The organism is Flagellimonas maritima (assembly GCF_003269425.1).
GTDB classification, from domain to species: domain Bacteria; phylum Bacteroidota; class Bacteroidia; order Flavobacteriales; family Flavobacteriaceae; genus Flagellimonas; species Flagellimonas maritima.
This window is the reverse complement of sequence record NZ_CP030104.1, coordinates 2,612,664-2,634,654: the sequence shown is the minus strand read 5'-3', so window position 1 is coordinate 2,634,654 and position 21,991 is coordinate 2,612,664. Positions and strand designations below refer to the sequence as shown.

Annotated in this window: 21 protein-coding genes; 11 read left to right on the top strand and 10 right to left on the bottom strand. The window is 37.7% G+C overall.

The window, feature by feature from the left end:
• The first annotated feature begins 32 nt into the window (after positions 1–32).
• Together HME9304_RS11615 and HME9304_RS17000 are read left to right on the top strand one after the other, a co-directional pair.
• Positions 33–797, top strand: coding sequence for a M48 family metalloprotease (locus HME9304_RS11615; protein ID WP_112378759.1), 765 nt, complete (start codon positions 33–35; stop codon positions 795–797).
• Between the two features lie 119 nt (positions 798–916).
• A complete protein-coding gene (locus tag HME9304_RS17000; protein ID WP_164674838.1) occupies positions 917–1,084 on the top strand; it encodes a DUF6747 family protein in 168 nt (55 codons plus the stop codon).
• A 101-nt stretch (positions 1,085–1,185) separates the two neighbouring features.
• Here HME9304_RS17000 and HME9304_RS11610 read toward each other — a convergent pair whose 3' ends face one another.
• Complete coding sequence (locus HME9304_RS11610) at positions 1,186–1,578, bottom strand: ankyrin repeat domain-containing protein (protein ID WP_112378758.1); 393 nt, start codon at positions 1,576–1,578, stop codon at positions 1,186–1,188.
• A 207-nt stretch (positions 1,579–1,785) separates the two neighbouring features.
• Here HME9304_RS11610 and gpmI point away from each other — a divergent pair, with 207 nt between their 5' ends.
• The 5 genes from gpmI (at position 1,786) to HME9304_RS11585 (ending at position 7,504) form a co-directional block, all read left to right on the top strand.
• A complete protein-coding gene (gpmI, locus tag HME9304_RS11605; protein WP_112378757.1) occupies positions 1,786–3,303 on the top strand; it encodes a 2,3-bisphosphoglycerate-independent phosphoglycerate mutase in 1,518 nt (505 codons plus the stop codon).
• 12 nt (positions 3,304–3,315) lie between these two features.
• On the top strand, positions 3,316–5,448 hold the full coding sequence (locus HME9304_RS11600; RefSeq protein ID WP_112378756.1) for a glycoside hydrolase family 97 protein: 2,133 nt from the start codon (positions 3,316–3,318) through the stop codon (positions 5,446–5,448).
• A gap of 61 nt (positions 5,449–5,509) precedes the next feature.
• The gene (gene map / locus HME9304_RS11595) at positions 5,510–6,325 is read left to right on the top strand and encodes a type I methionyl aminopeptidase (RefSeq protein ID WP_112378755.1); all 816 of its coding nucleotides are present in this window, start codon (positions 5,510–5,512) and stop codon (positions 6,323–6,325) included.
• An 11-nt stretch (positions 6,326–6,336) separates the two neighbouring features.
• On the top strand, positions 6,337–6,621 hold the full coding sequence (locus tag HME9304_RS11590; RefSeq protein ID WP_239023258.1) for a GxxExxY protein: 285 nt from the start codon (positions 6,337–6,339) through the stop codon (positions 6,619–6,621).
• A 118-nt stretch (positions 6,622–6,739) separates the two neighbouring features.
• Positions 6,740–7,504 (top strand): class I SAM-dependent methyltransferase, encoded by a 765-nt coding sequence (locus HME9304_RS11585; protein ID WP_112378754.1) that lies wholly within the window; start codon positions 6,740–6,742, stop codon positions 7,502–7,504.
• 2 nt (positions 7,505–7,506) lie between these two features.
• Here HME9304_RS11585 and HME9304_RS11580 read toward each other — a convergent pair whose 3' ends face one another.
• From HME9304_RS11580 to HME9304_RS11545, 8 genes are all read right to left on the bottom strand, one after another.
• On the bottom strand, positions 7,507–8,511 hold the full coding sequence (locus HME9304_RS11580; protein WP_112378753.1) for an FAD:protein FMN transferase: 1,005 nt from the start codon (positions 8,509–8,511) through the stop codon (positions 7,507–7,509).
• Position 8,512: 1 nt separating this feature from the next.
• Positions 8,513–8,872 carry a Na(+)-translocating NADH-quinone reductase subunit F gene (locus tag HME9304_RS11575; protein WP_112378752.1) on the bottom strand — a complete coding sequence of 120 codons (360 nt, stop codon included), beginning with the start codon at positions 8,870–8,872 and terminating at the stop codon, positions 8,513–8,515.
• An 85-nt stretch (positions 8,873–8,957) separates the two neighbouring features.
• Positions 8,958–10,265 (bottom strand): NADH:ubiquinone reductase (Na(+)-transporting) subunit F, encoded by a 1,308-nt coding sequence (gene nqrF / locus HME9304_RS11570; RefSeq protein ID WP_112378751.1) that lies wholly within the window; start codon positions 10,263–10,265, stop codon positions 8,958–8,960.
• 2 nt (positions 10,266–10,267) lie between these two features.
• The gene (gene nqrE, locus HME9304_RS11565; protein ID WP_112378750.1) at positions 10,268–11,008 is read right to left on the bottom strand and encodes an NADH:ubiquinone reductase (Na(+)-transporting) subunit E; all 741 of its coding nucleotides are present in this window, start codon (positions 11,006–11,008) and stop codon (positions 10,268–10,270) included.
• A gap of 11 nt (positions 11,009–11,019) precedes the next feature.
• Complete coding sequence (locus HME9304_RS11560) at positions 11,020–11,667, bottom strand: NADH:ubiquinone reductase (Na(+)-transporting) subunit D (protein ID WP_112378749.1); 648 nt, start codon at positions 11,665–11,667, stop codon at positions 11,020–11,022.
• A gap of 1 nt (position 11,668) precedes the next feature.
• Positions 11,669–12,418, bottom strand: coding sequence for a Na(+)-translocating NADH-quinone reductase subunit C (locus HME9304_RS11555; RefSeq protein ID WP_112378748.1), 750 nt, complete (start codon positions 12,416–12,418; stop codon positions 11,669–11,671).
• A gap of 4 nt (positions 12,419–12,422) precedes the next feature.
• A complete protein-coding gene (locus HME9304_RS11550; RefSeq protein ID WP_112378747.1) occupies positions 12,423–13,688 on the bottom strand; it encodes an NADH:ubiquinone reductase (Na(+)-transporting) subunit B in 1,266 nt (421 codons plus the stop codon).
• A gap of 2 nt (positions 13,689–13,690) precedes the next feature.
• Positions 13,691–15,043, bottom strand: a complete 1,353-nt coding sequence (locus HME9304_RS11545; RefSeq protein ID WP_112378746.1) for a Na(+)-translocating NADH-quinone reductase subunit A — start codon at positions 15,041–15,043, stop codon at positions 13,691–13,693.
• Between the two features lie 152 nt (positions 15,044–15,195).
• Between HME9304_RS11545 and HME9304_RS11540 the strand changes: the two genes are divergently transcribed.
• From HME9304_RS11540 to pruA, 4 genes are all read left to right on the top strand, one after another.
• A complete protein-coding gene (locus tag HME9304_RS11540; RefSeq protein ID WP_112378745.1) occupies positions 15,196–16,440 on the top strand; it encodes a type IX secretion system plug protein in 1,245 nt (414 codons plus the stop codon).
• Between the two features lie 32 nt (positions 16,441–16,472).
• Positions 16,473–17,675, top strand: a complete 1,203-nt coding sequence (locus HME9304_RS11535) for a DUF3667 domain-containing protein (RefSeq protein ID WP_112378744.1) — start codon at positions 16,473–16,475, stop codon at positions 17,673–17,675.
• A 4-nt stretch (positions 17,676–17,679) separates the two neighbouring features.
• Positions 17,680–18,066, top strand: coding sequence for a Co2+/Mg2+ efflux protein ApaG (gene apaG / locus HME9304_RS11530; protein WP_112379803.1), 387 nt, complete (start codon positions 17,680–17,682; stop codon positions 18,064–18,066).
• Positions 18,067–18,139: 73 nt separating this feature from the next.
• Positions 18,140–19,768, top strand: a complete 1,629-nt coding sequence (pruA, locus tag HME9304_RS11525; RefSeq protein ID WP_112378743.1) for an L-glutamate gamma-semialdehyde dehydrogenase — start codon at positions 18,140–18,142, stop codon at positions 19,766–19,768.
• Between the two features lie 342 nt (positions 19,769–20,110).
• Here pruA and HME9304_RS11520 read toward each other — a convergent pair whose 3' ends face one another.
• Positions 20,111–21,946, bottom strand: coding sequence for a glycoside hydrolase family 13 protein (locus tag HME9304_RS11520; protein ID WP_112378742.1), 1,836 nt, complete (start codon positions 21,944–21,946; stop codon positions 20,111–20,113).
• Positions 21,947–21,991 lie beyond the last annotated feature (45 nt).

Below are 21,991 nucleotides of genomic sequence, written 5' to 3'. Positions count from 1 at the left end.
TTTGTATCTTAATTGCATAGAACACTAATACCATGAGAAGAGGAAGTTGGAAAATCCGAATTTTGATTGGACTTGCCATTGTTGCCTTTGCATTTTTTAAACGCTGCAACAACAAAGAGGAAAATCCTTATACAGGAAGGGTTCAAAATATTAATATGACCCCAGACCAAGAGATTGCCATTGGCCTACAAAGTGCTCCGGAAATGGCACAACAGCATGGGGGATTATATCCAGATGAACGAATGCAATCCCTAGTGGATGCCGTTGGTAAAAAACTTGTTAATAATAGTATAGCCAGAGAAACACCCTATGAATATGATTTTCATCTTTTAGCGGACGATAGTGCCATAAATGCTTTTGCTTTACCGGGCGGGCAATGTTTTATTACTTACGCATTGTTCTCACAGCTTACAGAAGCACAGTTGGCAGGAGTACTCGGACATGAAATAGGTCATGTTATCGGTAGACATTCAGCGGAACGTATAGCAGAAAGTAATTTTTGGCAAACGTTGACCATGGGGGCATCGGTTGGTGGTGATATGGGTGGTTTAGTAAGTGGTATAGGCCAGAATACGCTATTAAAAAATGGACGGGGAGATGAACTGGAAAGTGACGAACTCGGTGTTTTGTTTATGATTCAAGCGGGTTATGACCCTTATGAAATGATAAAGGTTATGGAAATATTAAAAACTGCTGCAGGACCAAATAGGGTGCCAGAATTTCAAAGTACACACCCCGACCCGGAAAATAGAATTGAAATGATCAAAGAAGCGATAGAAAAATATTCAGGACGATAGATTTGATACGTTCATCGATTAAAAAAATATATTCACTAGTTTTAACTACCTTTGAACAACCCCAAATCATAATTACCTTCCTTAGCCCATTTGTGTTATCTAACGAGAAAGAAGAACACATGGGAACACTATTACATTTTAAAAGTCTGTACGCGGAAGCGTTTGACGATTGCAAACCAAGCTTTATTGTAACCTTGTTAAAAGGATATGCCCTATTTTGTGCTTTATTATTGACTATGGCAGTTTATGCATTTTTATATAGAGCTTTTACAGGATTTGATTTTTAATAAAAATTTTCACTCTTTTACATGAACACTATAAGCAAGTGAAAAGAAAAGCCCATACTTTCGTATGGGCTTTCTTACTGGATGAACAAACTCCGCTTCCTTTATTTTTTCATAGCCAATTTCAAAACTTCCAATACCTCTACGGCATTGGATAGTTCCGCGTGTTTTTTTGCTGTGTATCCTTTGTCACATCTTTTTTTAACGTCCGCTCCATTAGAAATAAGCATTTCCATGATTTCCGGTTTGTTATAACGTGCCGCGTAATGAATTGGAGCCATACCTAGGGATTTTTGGTTTACATCCTCCCCTAGTTCAATTAATTTCTTGACCGTTTCCGTATCTCCCTGAACAATTGCTTTGCAAAAAGAGTTCAATTCGACCGATACAATCGAAGACTCTAAAGTTCCGTTGGAAATGGTTGCTGTTTCGTTGGCGCATACGCCTGTTACCACAACTAGAAAAGCAGCTGCGGCTGTAATGATTGTTTTTTTCATGATGAATAATTTTTGATTATGATTTACTTGATATTATAGTAGACTCCATATCAAATCAAATGTTACAAGAATTGCATTCAAATAACTAAAATTTAACAATTCCTATAAATTTTAACATAATTATTCAATCATCCATTGGATAGAAAACCTTGAAAACACTAGGACATCAATCCAATCCATTCTATTTTTGAAGTAGAATTTCATAGTATGGACAAGAAAGTGATCTTAATGATATTGGACGGCTGGGGAAAATCTCCTAATCCAAAAGTTTCCGCAATCGATCAAGCAAATACACCTTTTATCGACTCTCTTTATAAAAAATATGCAAATGCCAACTTATTAACGGATGGCATGAATGTAGGCCTCCCCGAGGGTCAGATGGGAAATAGCGAAGTAGGGCATATGAACCTAGGTGCCGGAAGAATAGTATACCAAGATTTAGCAAAAATCAATAAAGCCGTAGCAGAAAACACTTTAAAAGAAGAAAAAGTGTTACAAGATGCTTTTGAACATGCAAAAACCCATAAAAAAGCTGTACACTTCTTGGGATTGGTGAGCAATGGTGGAGTGCATAGCCATATAAATCACTTAAAGGCCCTCATCAAAGCAAGCGAGCAAAACGGAGTTAAACATTCTTTTGTACATGCATTTACGGATGGTAGGGACGTAGACCCAAAAAGCGGAAAAGGCTTTTTACAAGATATTACGGATTTTTGTTCCGATAAAAATACCAAACTGGCTTCCGTTGTTGGAAGATACTACGCTATGGACCGTGATAAAAGATGGGAACGCGTAAAAATGGCATACAATCTATTGGTGAACCATGAAGGAGAAAAAGTAAGCAATATAGCTAAGGCCATGCAAAAAAGTTATGATGAAGGAGTTACGGATGAATTTATAAAACCCTTGGTGGTGACCGATGCCGAAAATATCCCTTTAGCAAAGATAGCAGATGGGGATATAGTTATTTTCTTCAATTTTAGAACGGACAGGGGAAGGGAACTTACACAGGTCTTGAGCCAAAAAGATTTTCATGAACAAAATATGCATAAGTTGAACCTGTACTATGTTACCATGACCAACTATGACGATTCTTTTAAAGAAATCAAAGTGGTATACGATAAAGAGAACATAAAAGATACACTGGGAGAAGTTTTGGCGCGTAACGGAAAAATGCAGATTCGTATTGCAGAAACCGAAAAATACCCACATGTTACGTTCTTTTTTAATGGAGGGCGTGAAGAACCTTTTAATGGGGAACAACGTATTTTATGTCCCTCACCAAAGGTGGCTACCTATGATTTAAAGCCTGAAATGAGTGCCTATGAGATAAGGGATTCCATTATTCCCGAATTGGAAAAAGGAAATTCGAGCTTTATATGTTTAAATTTTGCAAATCCAGATATGGTCGGTCATACTGGGGTTATGGAAGCTGCCATTAAAGCTTGTGAAACAGTTGATCAATGCGCCAAAGATATTATCAATGTGGGGTTGCAGCATGGCTATTCCACTATAGTAATTGCGGATCATGGGAACTGCGATACCATGATAAATCCAGATGGGAGTCCAAACACGGCACATACAACAAATCCCGTTCCCCTAATTTTAGTGGATGATGAGCTGAAGGAAATCAAAGATGGTGTTTTAGGGGATATTGCACCTACGATTTTAAAGATGATAGGGTTACCGCAACCAGACTTAATGACACAGAAATCACTTGTTTAGAAATTGGAAATCATGAAAAAAGACATCCTTTTATTCCTGTTTTTAATACCATTGGTCATGGTAGCGCAGCGATTGAAATCGCCCAATGGTAATTTTGAGTTGGTTTTTCAACTTGAAAATGGAGTGCCAACCTATCGATTATCCATGAACAGTGAAGCACTAATTGCCAAAAGCAAGTTGGGCTTTGAACTAAAGGATATGCCTGATTTTTTGGATGGATTCAAATTAAAAACAGAAGAACAAAAATCTTTTGATGAAACTTGGGAGCCTGTTTGGGGAGAAACAAAATCCATCAGAAATAATTATAATGAATTGTTGGTAATGCTGGAGCAAACCACTACCGGTAGATTTTTAAACATCCGTTTTCGATTGTTCAACGATGGATTGGGATTTAGATATGAATTTCCAGAACAGCCCAATCTCACCTATTTTGTCATAAAAGAAGAACGAACCCAATTTGCGCTAACGGGCAATCATAAAACATTTTGGATTCCCGGTGATTACGATACCCAAGAATATGATTACACCACTTCAAAACTATCGCAAATTTCAAGTTTAATGGACAAGGCGATTACGCCGAATGCCTCGCAAAAAACCTTTTCCAAAACGGGAGTTCAAACAGCACTGATGATGAAAGCCGATGACGGAACCTATATCAATGTCCATGAGGCAGCATTGGTTGAGTATCCGTGTATGCACTTAGAGGTAGATGAAACAAATTTTATCCTAGAATCCCATTTGACACCAGATGCCATTGGGAACAAAGGTTATATGCAAGCCCCAAGAAACACACCTTGGCGTACAATTATAGCAAGCAAAAATGCTGGAGATATTCTACTTTCAAACATTACCCTAAATTTGAACGAACCAACTGAGTATGAAGATACCTCATGGATACGACCAGTAAAATATATTGGTGTATGGTGGGAGATGATTACAGGAAAAAGTTCTTGGGCCTATACTGATATTCCAAGTGTAAGATTGGGCGATACCGATTTTTCCGTAACAAAACCGAACGGCCGCCATGCTGCCAATACAGAAAATGTGAAAATGCACATTGATTTTGCGGCAGAACATGGTTTTGACCAAGTATTGGTCGAAGGTTGGAACGAAGGATGGGAAGACTGGTTTGGCAAGTCAAAAGACTTTGTTTTTGATTTTCTGACCCCTTATCCGGATTTTGATGTTGTAGGCCTTCGTGATTATGCAAAATCAAAAAATGTAAGATTAATGATGCACCATGAGACTTCGGGTGCTATCCGCAACTATGAACGTTTTATGGATAAAGCCTATCAGTTTATGGTAGATAACAATTATAATGCAGTAAAAAGCGGCTACGTAGGTGATATCATTCCAAGGGGAGAGCATCATTACGGACAATGGGCTATCAACCATTATCTATACGCAGTTACAAAAGCTGCAGAATATAAGATTATGGTCAATGCCCATGAAGCAGTACGACCAACTGGACTAAGCAGGACCTATCCAAACCTCATCGGAAATGAATCAGCTAGAGGAACAGAATATGAGGCTTTTGGAGGCAGTAATGCCGATCATACAACGATACTGCCATTTACGAGGCTTATAGGTGGCCCCATGGACTATACCCCGGGCATATTTGAGCCAGATGTAAGTAAGTACAACCCAAATAATAGGTCTTGGGTAAACACCACCATTGCACGTCAATTGGCATTGTACGTTACTATGTACAGTCCACTACAAATGGCGGCCGATTTGCCGGAAACTTACAATAAGCATCTTGATGCTTTCCAGTTTATAAAAGATGTGGCTTTGGATTGGGACAATTCGTTGGTGCTTGAAGCTGAGCCGGGTGATTTTATAACCTATGCACGGAAAGAAAAAGGAACCAACAATTGGTTTGTTGGCCGTACCAATGATGAACAACCGAGAAATTCATTTATTACATTCGATTTTTTGGATTCTGATAAAGATTACCTCGCAACAGTTTATAGTGATGCAAAAAATGCCCATTATAGAGACAATCCCAAGGCATATGAAATAAAAAAATATCATGTTACTCAAAAATCCAATTTGAAACTATATTGTGCTTCTGGCGGTGGCTATGCCATCAGTATTTTTGAAGTTAAGGACAAAAGTCAACTCAAAGGCTTAAAAAAATTGTAATCAATTTATCCTATAATCCTGTCAATAGGTGGGTTTTTGATTTCCTATTATCTTTGCATTCATGATAAAAATCAAAACTTCTGAAGAAATTGAATTAATGCGTGAAAGCGCTTTGGTCGTTTCCAAAACTTTGGGCATGTTGGCCTCAGAAATAAAACCTGGGGCGAATCCTCTTAAGTTAGATAAATTGGCAGAGGAATTTATTCAAGAACAAGGTGCAAAACCTGGGTTCCTAGGAATGTACGATTTTCCAAACACATTAAATTGGAGTCCCAATGCACAAGTCGTCCATGGCATTCCCGATAATGAACCATTAAAAGAGGGCGATATCATCTCAGTGGATTGTGGTGCATTTAAAAATGGATACTATGGTGACCATGCCTATACTTTTGAAGTTGGTGAAGTAGCAGATGAGACCCGAAAATTATTAAAAATAACCAAAGAGTCTTTATATGTTGGAATACGGGAGTTTAAAGAGGGTAATCGTGTTGGTGATGTTGGATATGCTATTCAAAAATATTGTGAAAACCATGGTTATGGTATTGTAAGGGAACTAGTTGGCCATGGCTTAGGAAAAGAGCTTCATGAGGACCCGCAAATGCCCAATTATGGGAAAAGAGGCAGAGGAAAAAAATTTGTAGAAGGAATGGTCGTAGCTATAGAACCTATGGTCAATATGGGTACTCGTAGAATTAAACAACTTAAAGACGGGTGGACAATTTTGACTGTTGATGGAAAACCAAGCGCTCATTTTGAACATGACGTGGCGCTAATTGATGGGAAACCGGAGCTGCTCTCCACATTTCAATACATCTATGATGCACTGGGCATTACAAGTGATGAAGAAGCGGAATTTAGAAGACACGAATTTCACTAATTTACCAAATTTTGTCTGACAAACTACTTTATAAAGACGAATCTTACTTCGTAATAGGATTATGCATGGATGTCCACAATGAATTAGGCAAAGGTTTTAGCGAATCCGTTTATGCCGATGCATTAGAAATTGAGCTTGGTATTAATGGAGTTCCATATCAAAAAGAAGTGAATTATAGAATCAATTATAAAGGAAAGGTTCTGAAACATCATTACTATGCTGATTTTGTAATCGATAATAAAATCATTCTGGAACTGAAAGCTATAGAAAAAATTGCCAGTGGTCATGTCAAGTAAACTTTGAATTATTTAGCTGCTTCAAAAATGAAACTAGGTATAATCGTAAATTTTGGAGAAGATAGCCTAGCGTATAAAAGAGTACTACTTTAAGAATTAGTGAAAATTAGTGAAATTCGTGTCTAGCCTATTTAAATTTTTTTTAAATCTCATTCCAAGGCCTTGGCTTATTAAAATTAGCTACTGGGCACGTCCCCTATTATCATTTCTTTTAAAAGGAAAACAATTCACTGATCCCATTGACGGTAAAAGTTTCAGAACATTTTTGCCTTACGGTTATGAGAATCCCCGTGAAAATGTACTTTCCCCTTCTACCCTTTCATTGGAAAGACATCGTCTCTTATGGCTTTATTTGAAAAATGAAACAGAATTTTTTACCAAGTCATTAAAAGTTTTGCATTTTGCACCAGAGCAAGCATTTTATAAAAGGTTTAAAAATTTATCCAATATCGAATATACCACAACAGATTTGAACTCCCCCTTGGCCGAAATAAAAGCGGATATCTGTGATCTTCCATTTGATGATAATTCTTTTGATGTTATTCTGTGCAACCATGTTTTGGAACATATTCCCAATGATACCAAGGCCATGGAAGAACTATATCGAATATTGGCCCCTGATGGTTGGGGTATTTTTCAAATTCCACAAGATTTAAAAAGAGAAAAAACTTTCGAAGATGATTCTATAATTGACAAAAAGGAAAGAACACGAATTTTTGGACAATATGACCACGTACGTATTTATGGTATAGACTATTTTGACAAATTACGCAGTATTGGTTTTAAGGTTGAAGAAGTGAACTACACAAAGCAGCTATCTCAAGAAAATGTAGAGAAGTATCGGTTGGCTAAAGGAGAAATTATTCCTCTTGTTCGTAAGTAATCTTATTTTACCACAATCTTTTCAAAACCTTTCGTCATAAAATTTTGAGAATTTCCTTGCTCATCCAAATATATAACAAACGCTTCCAAATCATCTCTTTTACTCAGTAAATCTTTGGTTTTATTTAAATCCATTGCCATAAATGCAGTGGCATAAGCATCTGCTTTAATACAAGACGCTGTGACAACAGTTGCTGAAAGAATATTTGAATTCTTTGTGTAGCCGGTTTTGGGGTTAATAGTGTGTACATATTTCTGTCCAGTTTCATCATCTATTCTAAATTTTCGATAATTGCCGGAAGATGCCAAAGCCATATCCTGTAGTTCAACTATTGCCGCCCTACCCCTTGCACTCAAATCATTGGGATCATCAATCGCAACTTTCCATGGCTTTTCATTAATTATATTCGTTCCTTTGGTCAACACTTCTCCACCTACCTCAACCAGGTAATGCTTTATTCCCTTTTCATTTAGCATTTGTCCCAAACGGTCAATAGCATAGCCCTTGGCTATTGCATTAAAATCAAAACTTATTTCCTTTTTTATTTTGACAATTCTGTAATCTTGGGTGAGTCCAATTTTCTGAAATCCTACATATTGCATCAAACTGTCAACTTTTGTGCTATCAAGTTCTATTTGTTTGCCAGGTCCAAAACCCCATGCATCTACCAAAACACCAACGGTAGGGTCAAAATATCCATTAGTCTCATAATGCACTAGCTTGCTTTGCATGAAAACATCACGGAACATTTGGTCGATTATAAGTGTTGAATCACCGCTGTTTATTTTTGAAATATCAGAATCTGGCAAATAGGTTGACATTGATTTATTGAAAGCCTGAAAAATGGAATCTATCTCTTTTTGATAGTCCAATTCATACTCTGAAATATAAATAATGGAAAATGTTGTGCCCAAAGCTTCACCAATATTTTGGTTTTTTATGAGTTTTGGTTTTGATGTACAACTGATAAAAAGTAAAAGAACAACAACTTGAATAAATCCTTTCATTCTATATTTCTATTAATCCCTCATAATCAACAATGTATTCTTCATTTAGATAAACCGGCAATGTCCTGTCGGTAGCATTGGAAAGGCCTACGCCGGCAAAATAGGTCTTCGCCTCAAATTTAATGGCATGATTTTTAATCTTTTTCATTAATTCTATATCAAAATCTTTGGGGTCGTTTGGATATTCCACATTTCTAACAACAATAAAATGAAGGTTTTTCTCCTTTAAACAAACATATTGCGGATTTTTTTTTGGCTTGCTATTAATTGCCATAAATTCAAACCCATCCGTTTCCAATTGTCTTCCAACAATATTCATGGCCAGATTGTGAAGCTCTTGTTCTGTCAGTATTCTTCTCATCGTAATTAAAAAAACCGATACGTTGTTATGTATCGGTTTACTATATTTAGATTCCCTTCTATACTGCGGGAATGATAGTTAATAATTATCCACCGAAGTCATCGAATCTGATATGCTCATCGGGGATACCAAAGTCTTCGCCCATTTTCTGAACAGCTTTGTTCATTAATGGGGGGCCACAGAAATAAAGTTCAATATCTTCGGGTGATTCATGATGGTTTAAATAGTTGTCAATCACACAATTGTGAATAAATCCAACAAAACCATCCCCTGGAGCATCAATATCTTCCTTTACTTTCCAATTATCTTCCTCCAATGGTTCTGAAAGTGCCATATAAAATTTGAAGTTTGGGAAATCTTTTTCCAATTGCTTGAAATGGTCAATATAGAACAGTTCACGCTTCGAACGTCCACCGTACCAATAAGTGACTTTTCTATTGGTTTCCAAAGTTTTGAAAAGATGGTATAAATGGGAGCGCATTGGTGCCATTCCCGCTCCTCCGCCAACGTAAAGCATCTCCGATTCCGATTCGTTGATAAAAAATTCACCAAATGGACCTGAAATAGTAACCGGGTCACCTTCTTTAAGGGCAAAAATATAGGATGAAGCCACACCTGGATTAACATCCATCCATCCATTTTTAGAACGGTCCCATGGTGGAGTTGCAATACGAACATTTAACATGATCTCTCGACCTTCTGCTGGATAAGAAGCCATGGAGTAAGCTCTTTCAACTGTTTCCGGATTCTTCATGACCAAAGGCCATAAATTAAATTTATCCCACTCTGCTTGAAATTTATCAGGTGTTTCATGCTCTTCAGGATGGGCGGTAATATCAATATCTTCATACTTGACCTCACATGGTGGAATTTCAATCTGAATATAACCCCCTGCCTTATAATTCATGTCTTCGGGAATCTCAACTACAAATTCTTTGATAAAAGATGCAACGTTGTAGTTACGGACCACTTTCGCGTCCCATTTCTTTATTCCGAATACTTCTTCAGGAATGGTTATCTCCATGTCCTGTTTTACTTTTACTTGACAAGCCAGTCTGGCACCGTGCTGTAACTCTTTCCTTGAAAAATGTGGTGTTTCTGTTGGTAATGCTTCTCCACCGCCGGAAAGTACATGGCATTCACATTGAATACATGTTCCACCGCCCCCGCATGCTGAGGGCAAAAAGACTTTTTGATTTCCCAATGTAGATAGCAAAGTTCCACCGGAAGCGACCTCAATTTGCTTTTCGCCATTGATTGTTAACGTTACAGGTCCGGAGGGGGAAAGTTTTTCTTTGGTAAACAGCAATAGTGCCACCAATAGCAATAATAAAATTAAAAATGCAACTACGGTTATTAAAATGGTACCACCAGTACTTGTCGCTAATATCATTTTTATTCGTTTATGACATCGTTATAAGAGACTGCTTTTTCATCTTCTTCAATCTCTTTTTTAATTTCTTTTTCTTCAACTTTTTCGGCTGTTGTAGGCTCTGTTCCTTCAGGTGGGTCATTATCACCGGTTAGCATACCTCCAAAACTCTGAAAGCCAATACCCATTAGTCCTGTTATGATGAACGTAATTCCTAATCCTCTCAACGGAGGAGGAACATTGGAATATCTTATTTTTTCACGAATTGCTGCAATAGCAAGAATCGCCAGGAACCATCCTATACCAGAACTTATTCCGTAATTCAGCGCAAGGCCCAAAGAAGGTATTTCCCTGGCCTGCATAAACAATGAGCCGCCCAAAATAGCACAATTTACAGCTATCAAAGGCAAAAAGATTCCTAATGAATTATATAATGATGGAGAAAATTTTTCCACAACAATCTCTACCAATTGCACCATTGTAGCAATGGTTGCGATAAACATAATAAAAGATAAAAAGCTCAAGTTATAGTCTGCATAATCGGGGCCCAACCATGCCAGTGCACCATCTTGCAATAAATACTGATCCAATAACCAGTTTAAAGGAACGGTCACCGCCAATACAAAGATTACCGCAGCACCAAGGCCAACCGCAGTGGCCACTTTTTTTGAAACCGCAAGATAGGAACACATTCCCAAAAACACGGCAAAAACCATGTTATCAATGAATATGGACTTGAAAAATAATTCTAAATGCTCTAACATAATCTTTAGTTTTAAGCTTCTTCTATTAATGCTCTGTTTCGGTAACGCTGTACCCAAATAATTACGCCGACGACAATTAAAGCTGCAGGGGGGATAATCATAAATCCATTATTCTCGTAACCAAGGGAATATAAGCCTGTCTTGGTAATTGGGTCTCCCAGTACCTGTATTCCAAACAGGGTTCCTGCGCCCAATAATTCCCTGAAAAATCCAACCATAATTAATATAACACCATAACCCAAAGCATTACCGATACCGTCCAGAAAGGAACGCCAGACGCCGTTGCCCAATGCAAAAGCTTCGAACCTACCCATTATGATACAATTGGTAATAATAAGGCCTACAAATACCGATAGCGTTTTACTGAGTTCATATTGAAACGCTTTTAATACTTGATCTACCACAATTACCAAAGTGGCAACAACGATAAGTTGTACAATAATTCTAATTTTTGAAGGAATTAGATTTCTCATCAGTGAAATGACCACGTTACCGACGCCCATTACAAAAATTACCGAGACGGACATCACCAGGGAAGCTTTCAGTTCGGCCGTAATAGCCAAAGCTGAACAGATACCCAAAACCTGAATTGTAATAGGATTATTATCCGCAAGTGGGTCTAAAATTAAATTTGTATCTTTTTTTGATAGTAATGCCATCTTAATTGGTTCTGATTGTTTCTAAATAAGGCTTATAGGCCTTTAAAGTTTCCTTTATCATAGCAGTAACTCCGTTCCCTGTGATAGTAGAGCCTGCTATTGCGTCGACCTCATTATCATCTTTCTCATTGTTCAAAGGGTCATTATTGGTTTTTGAAACCGTAACTCCTGCATAACTTCCATTGTCCAATAAAGACTCACCAATGAAGTCGTCCATAAAGAAACGTAACTTAATATTGGCTCCTAAACCTGCGGTCTCTCCTTTATGGTCAAAATAAACCCCTTGTATTACCATGTTCTTGTCTACTGAGATAAAACCCCAAATAGCATCCCAGAGTCCTTTTCCATACATAGGCAGCACATAGATTTTCTCGCCTTCCTTTTCCCCTACAAAAATGGGAAGTTTAGCCTCTTTACCGTTTTTGAAGGCAGCTAGTTGCTTCTTAACATCCAATGCAAAAGCTTGATCATCTTTTTTGACCTCACCATCAACCAGCACATATTGCTCTTTTATCCTTTCGTTGAACCTCTCTTCAACAACATCAGTAGGAATAAAATTTACGCCACTATCTGGTGTATTTTCGTTGACGCCCATTGCATAGAGAATATTCTGTTGCTTTTCAAATCTTTCATTCTCCTTGATTCTATCGCTAAGTCCCGAAGCCAAAAATGCAAGAACAGAACCTACTATTACCACCATAATTACAGCAAAAATTATCGTGTAACTATTTTTTTCTGTATTGATTGCCATATTGTTAAACTGTTTCTACTTTAAGTTCCTCTGCTTTACCATCTGAAGGTTTTGGTAGGATAGTAGCATTCTTTAATCGTTTCATTCTTCTTCTGACATTACCTTGTACCACATAATGATCAATGGTAGGTGCAAAAACGTTCATTAGTAAAATAGCCAAGAATACGCCCTCTGGATAACCGGGATTGAAAACACGGATCATTACGGAAAGGAATCCAATCAAAAATCCATAAATCCATTTCCCTTTATTTGTTTGGGAGCCGGTTACGGGGTCCGTCGCCATATAAACGATTCCGAAGGCCAGACCACCAACTATTAAATGTTTCCAATAATCAAATTGCATCAATCCGTAGAACTTACTGTAGTCGGGAATCCATCCTGCTTCCACAACACCATTGAATATAAGTCCCATGACCAGGGAGCCTGCAACGGCACTTACCATAATCCTCCAACTGGCAATTTTGGTAAAAATCAAAAATAATCCTCCAAGCAAAATTAAAAAGGTAGAGGTTTCACCGACAGACCCTGGAATAAACCCAAAGAACATCTCGGCCAAACTATATTTTTCATAGATAGCCTCAGAGTTGCCCTGCGCCAAATAACCGAGTATTGTTTCCCCTGAAATAGCATCAGCAGTTCCAGCTCGTTCAACCCCTTCGTGTACCCAGACCTTATCACCGGTCATCCAAGTGGGATATGCGAAAAATAAAAACGCACGAATGGTCAGTGCAGGGTTCAAAATATTCATTCCTGTACCTCCAAAAACTTCTTTTCCAATGACAACGCCAAAAATGACAGCTACCGCCAACATCCATAATGGTGTATCAATGGGAACGATCAAAGGCACCAGCATCCCTGTGACCAAATAACCTTCTTCAACTTCATGACCTTTTATTACTGCAAAAACGAATTCAATGGCCAAACCAACTCCGTAAGAGACAATTACCAAAGGTAAAACTGTAATGGCCCCGAGCCAAAAGTTATCCCAAGTGATAAAATGTTCCAATATTGAGAAGTTTTCCGGAAAACCGTTAACCGCTGAGTAATGCTGGTACCCAGCATTGAATATTCCAAACAATAAACAAGGAACCAAAGCCAGGATAACTGTATTCATGGTTCGCTTAAGGTCATCAACAACCCTAATATGACTTCCTGAATGTGTAGTTTCGTTCGGTGTGTACAAAAAAGTATGTAGCGCATTAAAGGCAGGAGCCATCTTTTTGCCCTGAAACTTTAATTTAATTTGATGTAATTTTTCTTTCATACCCATTTTTATCCAATTTCTTGATACATTAAATCGAGCCCTTCCCTTATTATTTGCTGGTGAGGTTGTTTTGATATACAAATAAATTCAGTCAATGAAAAATCTTCAGGAGCGACTTCATACATTCCCAACTGTTCCATCTCGTCCAGATCTTTGACCATACATGCTTTTAAAAGCTGAAGAGGATAGATATCCAAAGGAAATACTTCTTCATATTTTCCTGTCACTACAAAGGCTCGGTGTTCTCCATTGGTATTGGTATCCAAATCGTATTTCTTGTTTTTGTTCATCCATGAGAATGTCAATGCCCTCGTTGATGAGATTTTATTGAAAACAGGTTTATTCCATCCAAAGAATTCGTAATCATCTCCTTCAGGGATGGCAGTTACCGTATTATTGTAAAATCCAAGATAACCCTCAGGGGTTGTTTTTGAACCGGTAAGCACATCACCGTTTATCAATCTAAACTTGTCTTCATTTACACCACTTGCATAAACAAATGTTGAAACTTCGGCACCAATTTTTGTAATATAATATTTTGGGGCTTTAATGGATGAACCTGCCAAGGCAATGGTGCGTTCTGCATTAAATTTGCCCGTTAATAAAAATTCGCCCATTATTATAAGGTCTTGGGGAGCTACCGTCCAGACCACTTCACCCTTGTTTACGGGGTCTATTTTATTGATTTGGGTACCTACCAATCCTGCTGGATGGGGTCCAGAAATCTTGTGCAATGTAATTCCGTTAATACTCTTAAAAGGTGATGACGATGTGTCTTTTACTGAAACATGGACGGCCCCGGGAGTCATTTTTCCCAAAGCATCAATTGCTGCCTGCACTTCTTCTTCTCTGCCTTTTAATATGTAATCAACATCAGCTGCCAAAGGTGCTGTTGTGCAGCCCGAAATGAATATTGATTTTGGTGTAGCATCAGGGTTGGCTATAATGTCATAAGGACGTTGTTTAATAAAAGGCCAACAACCTGATTTTAACAACAAGCTCCTTATTGATTCACCATCGGCGGAGCTTAAGTCAATCGGATTTGTTGACTCATAGCTCTGTTCCTTGTCGGCAAGGATTTTTACCGTCAAGATGCGGCGGCGTGCACCTCTTACAATTTCAACAAGCTCACCACTTACCGGTGATACAAAACGCATGTCTTCATTGTTCTTATTGTAGAATATGGGTTCCCCTGCTTTTACTTCGGCACCTTCTTTAACCAGCATTTTTGGAGTAATCCCATGAAAGTCTTCAAGATTCAGGGCATATACATTACTTAAAGCGGCTTTTGAGGTAATTTGTTCGGCAACACCAACAAGATTGATGTTCATACCCTTCTTAATTCGAATGTCTTTTGACATATTATTGTAGACCTTTCGTTAACAAAATTGCTTGCAAATTTACTACTTATCGACATAAAATATACAAATATTAACTAGAATTTTGGCATTACAACGGGCTAAATTTGTCCGGTATACTTTTTGTTTACCTTTACCCAAAAATTACGCCCTAAATGCGCTTTTTGATTAAACAATTTTTTTTGTTGTTTTTTGTCTCTGGGATATTTGCACAAGTACAGCAAGAAGTAAACCCGCCCACCAATATAAAAACCATAATTTTTACGGGACCTACTGACGACCAGTTTCCGGTTATTAAATTAGGGGAAGCCATAACACTTGTATTTGATGACCTCACCGCAAACGAACAGGATTATTATTATAAAATAATCCATTGTGATTATGATTGGACACCGTCCCAACTTTTAAAGTCCCAATATCTTGTAGGCATGGATAATCAAAGGATTATTGACTATGAAAACAGTTACAATACCCTTCAGCCCTATTCCAATTATAGGCTCACTATCCCTAATGAAAATATACGATTGAAGGTCAGTGGTAATTATGTTTTAGAGGTTTACAACAGCTATGGAGACCTCCAATTTTCTCGTAGGTTCCTAGTTTATAAAGATTTAGTTGCTGTAGGCGGAACAGTTAAACGTTCTCGCGATTTTAATTTTTTAAATGAAAAGCAAGTAGTTCAGTTTAATATAAACACAGCGGGTTTTCCAGTAATCAATCCAAAAAAGGAAATTAAAGTGGCTATTCTTCAAAATTATTTTTGGCCTACCGCACTATACAATATAAAACCCCAGTTTACTATAGGCACAGAACTTGTTTATCGATACGATAAAGAAACGAGTTTCTTTGGCGGAAACGAATTTTTGAACTTTGATACAAAAGATCTACGCTCCCCAACATTTGCTATTTCAAAAATTGAATTCAAGGATTTGTACCACCACTATCTATTTACAAATGATTATCGCTATGATCAAGAATACACTTATTTTCCAGATATTAATGGGGATTTCCTGATTCGCACTCTGCAGGGGGAGGACGTTTCGCGAGAGGCAGAATACTCAAAGGTCCACTTTAGTCTCCCATATACAAATGAAATAGGTCTGGATAATCTGTATGTTTTTGGAAAGTTCAATAATTATGAATTAAGTGAAGAAAACAAAATGACCTTCAATTCGGAAACTGGAAAAATGGAACTTGCACTAACCATGAAGCAGGGCTTTCATAATTATAAATACGTAGTAGAGCGCCAAGACGGAACTATTGACCTAAACTACGTGAGCGGGAATTTTCATTTTACCGAAAATAATTACCTCATATTGGTCTACTATAGGGATTTTGGCGAACTTCATGATGATATTATCGGCATTGGTTCGGTGAACTCTGCGACAATTAGCAATTAATTATCTTTAGCACCAAATCCTTCAAAACAGGAATGGGCAGCAACAAACCAAGCTTGATAACCAAAGGCAGGTACCAACTTAAATTTAGGGGAACCAAATGCCTCAACTGTAATCACCTTCTGGACAAGAGCGATCGGTTTTGCCCTAATTGTTCTCAGGCCAACAGTACAAAAAAACTGGTTTTAAAAGATTTCTTTGATGAGTTTTTTTCAAGTCTCGTCAATTATGATTCCAAGCTTTTAAAAACACTGTATACCTTATTGCTCAAGCCTGGCACAATAACCAAAGACTACATACAGGGAAAACGCATTCCATATACAAATCCTTTTCGATTTCTGTTGAGTTTGGCATTTTTATATTTTTTGATGTTCACTTACGGAACTGAACTTTCAAAGTTGGATGATATGGGTTTTGATGAAAAAATTGAAGAATCTGGACCGTTCACCCTTACCGTTGACTCTGATGAAATAGATATAGATAGTACCAAGATAAAATTACAGACACAACTGGCTTTAAAACAGTTTGATTCTATCACTAAAGCGGGACATCTTAGTCCAGAAACTTTAGAGAAAATCAAAAAATTGGATTCTGATGAACTTCTCAATAAAAGTACCTTCAGCTTAAACAAAGACTCGCTTATAATGGTAAACCCAAAAGGGTACTTCGCAAGTTTGAAAAATGAATCCGGAATCAACAAGGTCTATCTAAAAATGCAGTTTTTCAACAGGCTCATAAAAAAAGATTCCATCAAGTCTTTTGAAGATGCAAAACATAAATATGCGGTAGAGGAGACATATCAAAATAAGATGGCCTTTAATGCGACAACAAGTCTTATGAGGGTTGTTAAAGAACCTGGAAGCTGGTTAAATTCCACGATTTCAAAACTTCCGCTAGTGATTTTTCTCTTCTTACCGATCTTTACTGTTTTCATTTGGGTGGTGTACATCAGAAAAAAATACACCTACACCGATCATCTTATTTTTAGTTTCCACAACCAATCCTTATTGTTTATATTGCTCATTCTTAGCCTAATAATCGACACGATTTTTAAAACGGCAAGTTCTGGTATTTTTTTACTGATTTTCGGTTTTTACCTTTACAAAGCTATGAGAAAGTTTTATGGGCAAGGAAGATTCAAAACAATTGTCAAATACATTTTTCTGAACACTGTATTTACCTTTTTAGCCTTTTTGGTGGTAATTGTGTTGTTTGCAGGGAGTGTTTTTACTTATTAATACTATGTTCACTCAAGTAACCAAAGGAATTAGAGTATCAGTGCAAACCACTTTTGAGGGCACTTTTTTTAAAAACTACAAAATGCACTACGCGTTTGGGTATACAATTACAATAGAGAACCAGACAAAAAATACCGTACAATTGACCGCAAGACACTGGGATATTTTTGATGCCCTAAAAGAAATAGAAACAGTTGACGGCGAAGGGGTTATTGGCAAAAAGCCTGTTATAAAACCAAATAAATCGCACACCTATAGTTCTGGCTGCTTGTTGGCCTCTCCCATTGGTGCGATGAAAGGTCACTATAATATGGTAAATCTAGCTTCATCAGAAGAGTTTGAGGTTAATATACCCACTTTTAAATTTGCTGCTCCCTTTGCCATAAACTAACCGCTCATCATTTTAGAATGGCCTTTCCTTTTGCTACCTTTGCAGGAATTTTAAAATTAAAATATCCAGCACTATGGGAAAAGGTTTTTTTCAAGTTCCAACCGCATATAATGAACCTATAAAAAGTTATGCTCCGGGTACTCCGGAACGTGAAGAAGTACTAAAACAATATAATCAATATTACAAAGGAAACGTAGAGGTTCCATTGTATGTAGGATCTGAAGAAATAAAAACAGGGAATACCCGATCCATGTCCCCACCGCACGAGCATAAACACGTGGTTGGAAAATTTCATTTAGCTGAGAAAAAACATGTTGAAAAAGCTATTTCCAACTGTTTGGATTCACGCGAAGCATGGGCTAACTTAACTTGGGAACAGCGAGCAGCCATTTTCTTAAAAGCCGCAGAATTAATTGCCGGTCCGTACCGAGCAAAAATAAATGCAGCAACGATGATGGCCCAATCAAAAACCATTCATCAAGCCGAAATAGACGCTGCATGTGAGTTTATAGACTTTTTACGATTCAATGTGGAGTACATGACACAAATTTATACTGAACAGCCAGAATCTGCAGAAGGTATCTGGAACCGTGTGGAGTACCGCCCATTGGAAGGCTTTGTATATGCTATAACTCCATTTAACTTTACGGCCATCGCAGGCAATTTGCCTGCAAGTGCGGCCATGATGGGCAATGTTGTTATTTGGAAGCCCAGCGACAGTCAAGTATTTTCCGCAAAAGTAATTATCGATGTTTTCAAAGAAGCGGGATTGCCGGATGGGGTTATAAACGTAGTATTCGGAGACCCCGTTATGGTTACTGAGACCGTTCTTGCCAGTCCAGATTTTTCAGGGCTTCATTTTACGGGATCAACATTTGTTTTCAAAGAACTTTGGAAACAGATTGGGAACAATATCCACACTTATAAAACTTACCCAAGAATTGTTGGTGAAACTGGTGGAAAGGATTTTATTATTGCACACCCAACAGCAAAACCAAAACAAGTTGCAACTGCCATTGTAAGGGGTGCTTTTGAATTCCAAGGCCAAAAATGTAGTGCTGCATCTAGGGTATATCTTCCAAAATCCACCGCAGATGAAATTCTGGACTTGGTAAAAGCAGATCTTGAATCGTTTAAAAAACCAGGTTCTCCTGCGGATATGGGCAACTTTGTTACCGCAGTAATCCATGAAGGTTCTTTTGACAAACTTGCAAAATACATTGATCAGGCCAAAGAGGATTCCAACGCCAAAATCATTGCTGGCGGTAATTATGATAAATCTGTTGGCTATTTTATTGAGCCTACCGTCATTCTGACCGAAGACCCAAAATATACTACAATGTGCACCGAACTTTTTGGTCCTGTGGTCACTATTTACATTTATGATGATGCAGATTGGGCAAAAACTTTGGAATTGGTCGATGGAACCTCTGAGTATGCACTCACTGGTGCCGTTTTGGCAACTGATCGTTATGCAATTGATGAAGCCACCAAGGCGTTACAGAATTGTGCAGGTAATTTTTACATCAATGACAAACCAACAGGTGCCGTAGTTGGCCAGCAACCTTTTGGTGGGGCTAGAGCTTCTGGAACCAACGATAAGGCTGGTTCCGCACAGAACCTCTTGCGCTGGGTATCACCAAGACTGATAAAGGAAACTTTTGTAACTCCTGAAGATTACAGATATCCTTTTTTGGGATAGAACCTTTTTAAATAGAATTAAAACAGCCGCTATTCAAAAATAGATTTGAGTAGCGGCTGCCTTTTGTTAAGAATCAATTCAAGCTTAAAATAGTTCTCTCTTTCCGCTAGAAAAAGAAAAATAATCAATCATTTAAAATATTTTATGTAAATTTAACGTTAATTAATTGTAAATTAATCGTAATTTAGCATCGTGAAAAATAATATTTTATATTGGAAAAGGGAGATTTTGAGTAGGTATCAAGCGTTTTGGGACTATGCAAAAACATATTCAAGAAAATGCAGGTTGGTTTATCATAACATGCGCAATATCTAAATGCCCTTAATCGATTATTTTCTCGTATTACTTCATTTGCTCAATAATCATTGAGGATTTTCCTCCAACTACTAACTCTTTGTTCAGGACTATTTTTTGATTTGAAATGACTTCAAATCCACTATCAAAACCATTTAGCATTTCTTCAAATCTGGATAAGTCCAGCATTTGTTTTTCGGGGTTATTGTTGATAACTACCATAATTCTTTCAGAATCTGTATATCTAAAAAAAGCATAGACATTGTTCTCTGGAACAAACTGAACGGTTTTTCCTTTATGGATAACAGGTTTGTCTTTTCGCCAGTTCAACACATTTTTTGTAAAATTGAAGTACTCGTTTTGTAATTCTGTGCGGCCTTCTTCAATAAATGCATTGTTTTGGTCGTCCTCCCATCCGCCAGGGAAATCTCTTCTAATATCTCCATCGCCAATTTCCTTTTTTCCTTTCATCCCAATCTCACTTCCATAATAAATTTGAGGAATTCCACGAATGGTACTCAATAGCGTCATTATAAGTTTGTAGTCTTCAACGTTGGGATAAATCTCGTTGATTCTGGGAGTATCATGATTTTCAGCAAAAACCAATAGATTGTCAATGTCTGGATAAAGAAAATCGTTGACCAGATTGTCATAAATTTTTATGGTTCCTTTGTTCCATTTGGATTCTTCACTAAATACTTCCATTAATGCGTCGTGCAGCGTAAAGTCCATCATAGTTGGGCAATAGGAATTGTAACTTTGAAGCGCTCCTATTTGGCTGTCTTTTTGCCAATAGGCAATCTGTGCTTGATTATGAAGCCAGACCTCACCAACTATGTTGAAGTTTGGATACTCATCCATAATAGCTTTGGTCCATTTGGCAATTCCCTCTTTATCATTATAAGAATAGGTATCTACCCTAAAACCGTCAAGATCTGCAAATTCTACCCACCAAATTGCATTCTGAACAAGATAATTCAACATTAATGGATTGCTTTGGTTCAGGTCCGGCATAGACTTTACAAACCATCCATCCATGCATAGCTTAGCATCAGCTTCAGAAGCATTTGGGTCATATTGGGTCGTCATCCGATAGGAAGTATTCTTATAACCGGGCCACTGATGAATCCAATCATAGGCAGGCAAATCCTTTATCATCCAATGCTCAATTCCCCAATGATTGGTGACATAATCCATAACCAGTTTCATATCGCGCTTATGAAGTTCGCTCCCCAACCGTCTGTAGTCATCATTGGTTCCAAACCGTGGGTCAATTCTGTAAACATCGCTTTGTGCATATGTATGATATGAGTATTTTTCGTCATTGTCCTCAAGCAGTGGTGTACTCCACACGGTGGTTGCACCCAGTTCATTGATGTAATCAAGATGGTCAATAATACCTTGAATATCTCCTCCGTGACGCCCTCCCTCTGAATTCCGATCAGCTTTTTCTTTCATTTCTTTACTGGAATCATTTGAGGGAACGCCATTGGCAAAACGATCCGACATAATGAGGTAGATTACGTCACTGGAATCAAATCCTTTTCGTAAGGCCGAGTTTTTCCTTCGGGATTTCAATTCATACGGATTTTTAAAAAGAAGTTTTCCTTTTTTTGAAAATTCAATATCAAACGTCCCCGCCGGTAAGTCTTTGGTATCAATGGTTATAAAAATATAATTCGGATTTTCGGTCCTGATTACATTTGTAATAAGAATATCTTTGGAAATAGTAATATCATGGTCCGCAATATTTTTTCCGTATACCATCAACTGTAAAGAAGAATGGTTCATACCGCTCCACCAAAAGGGTGGTTCAATTTTTTCAGCTTGTGAAAATAGGTTCAGGCCAAAACATAGAAGGCAAACTTGGAATAGAAATTTCATGGTGTTCTGCTTAAAAATGAAAGGTTATGGTCAAAACTAACTCAC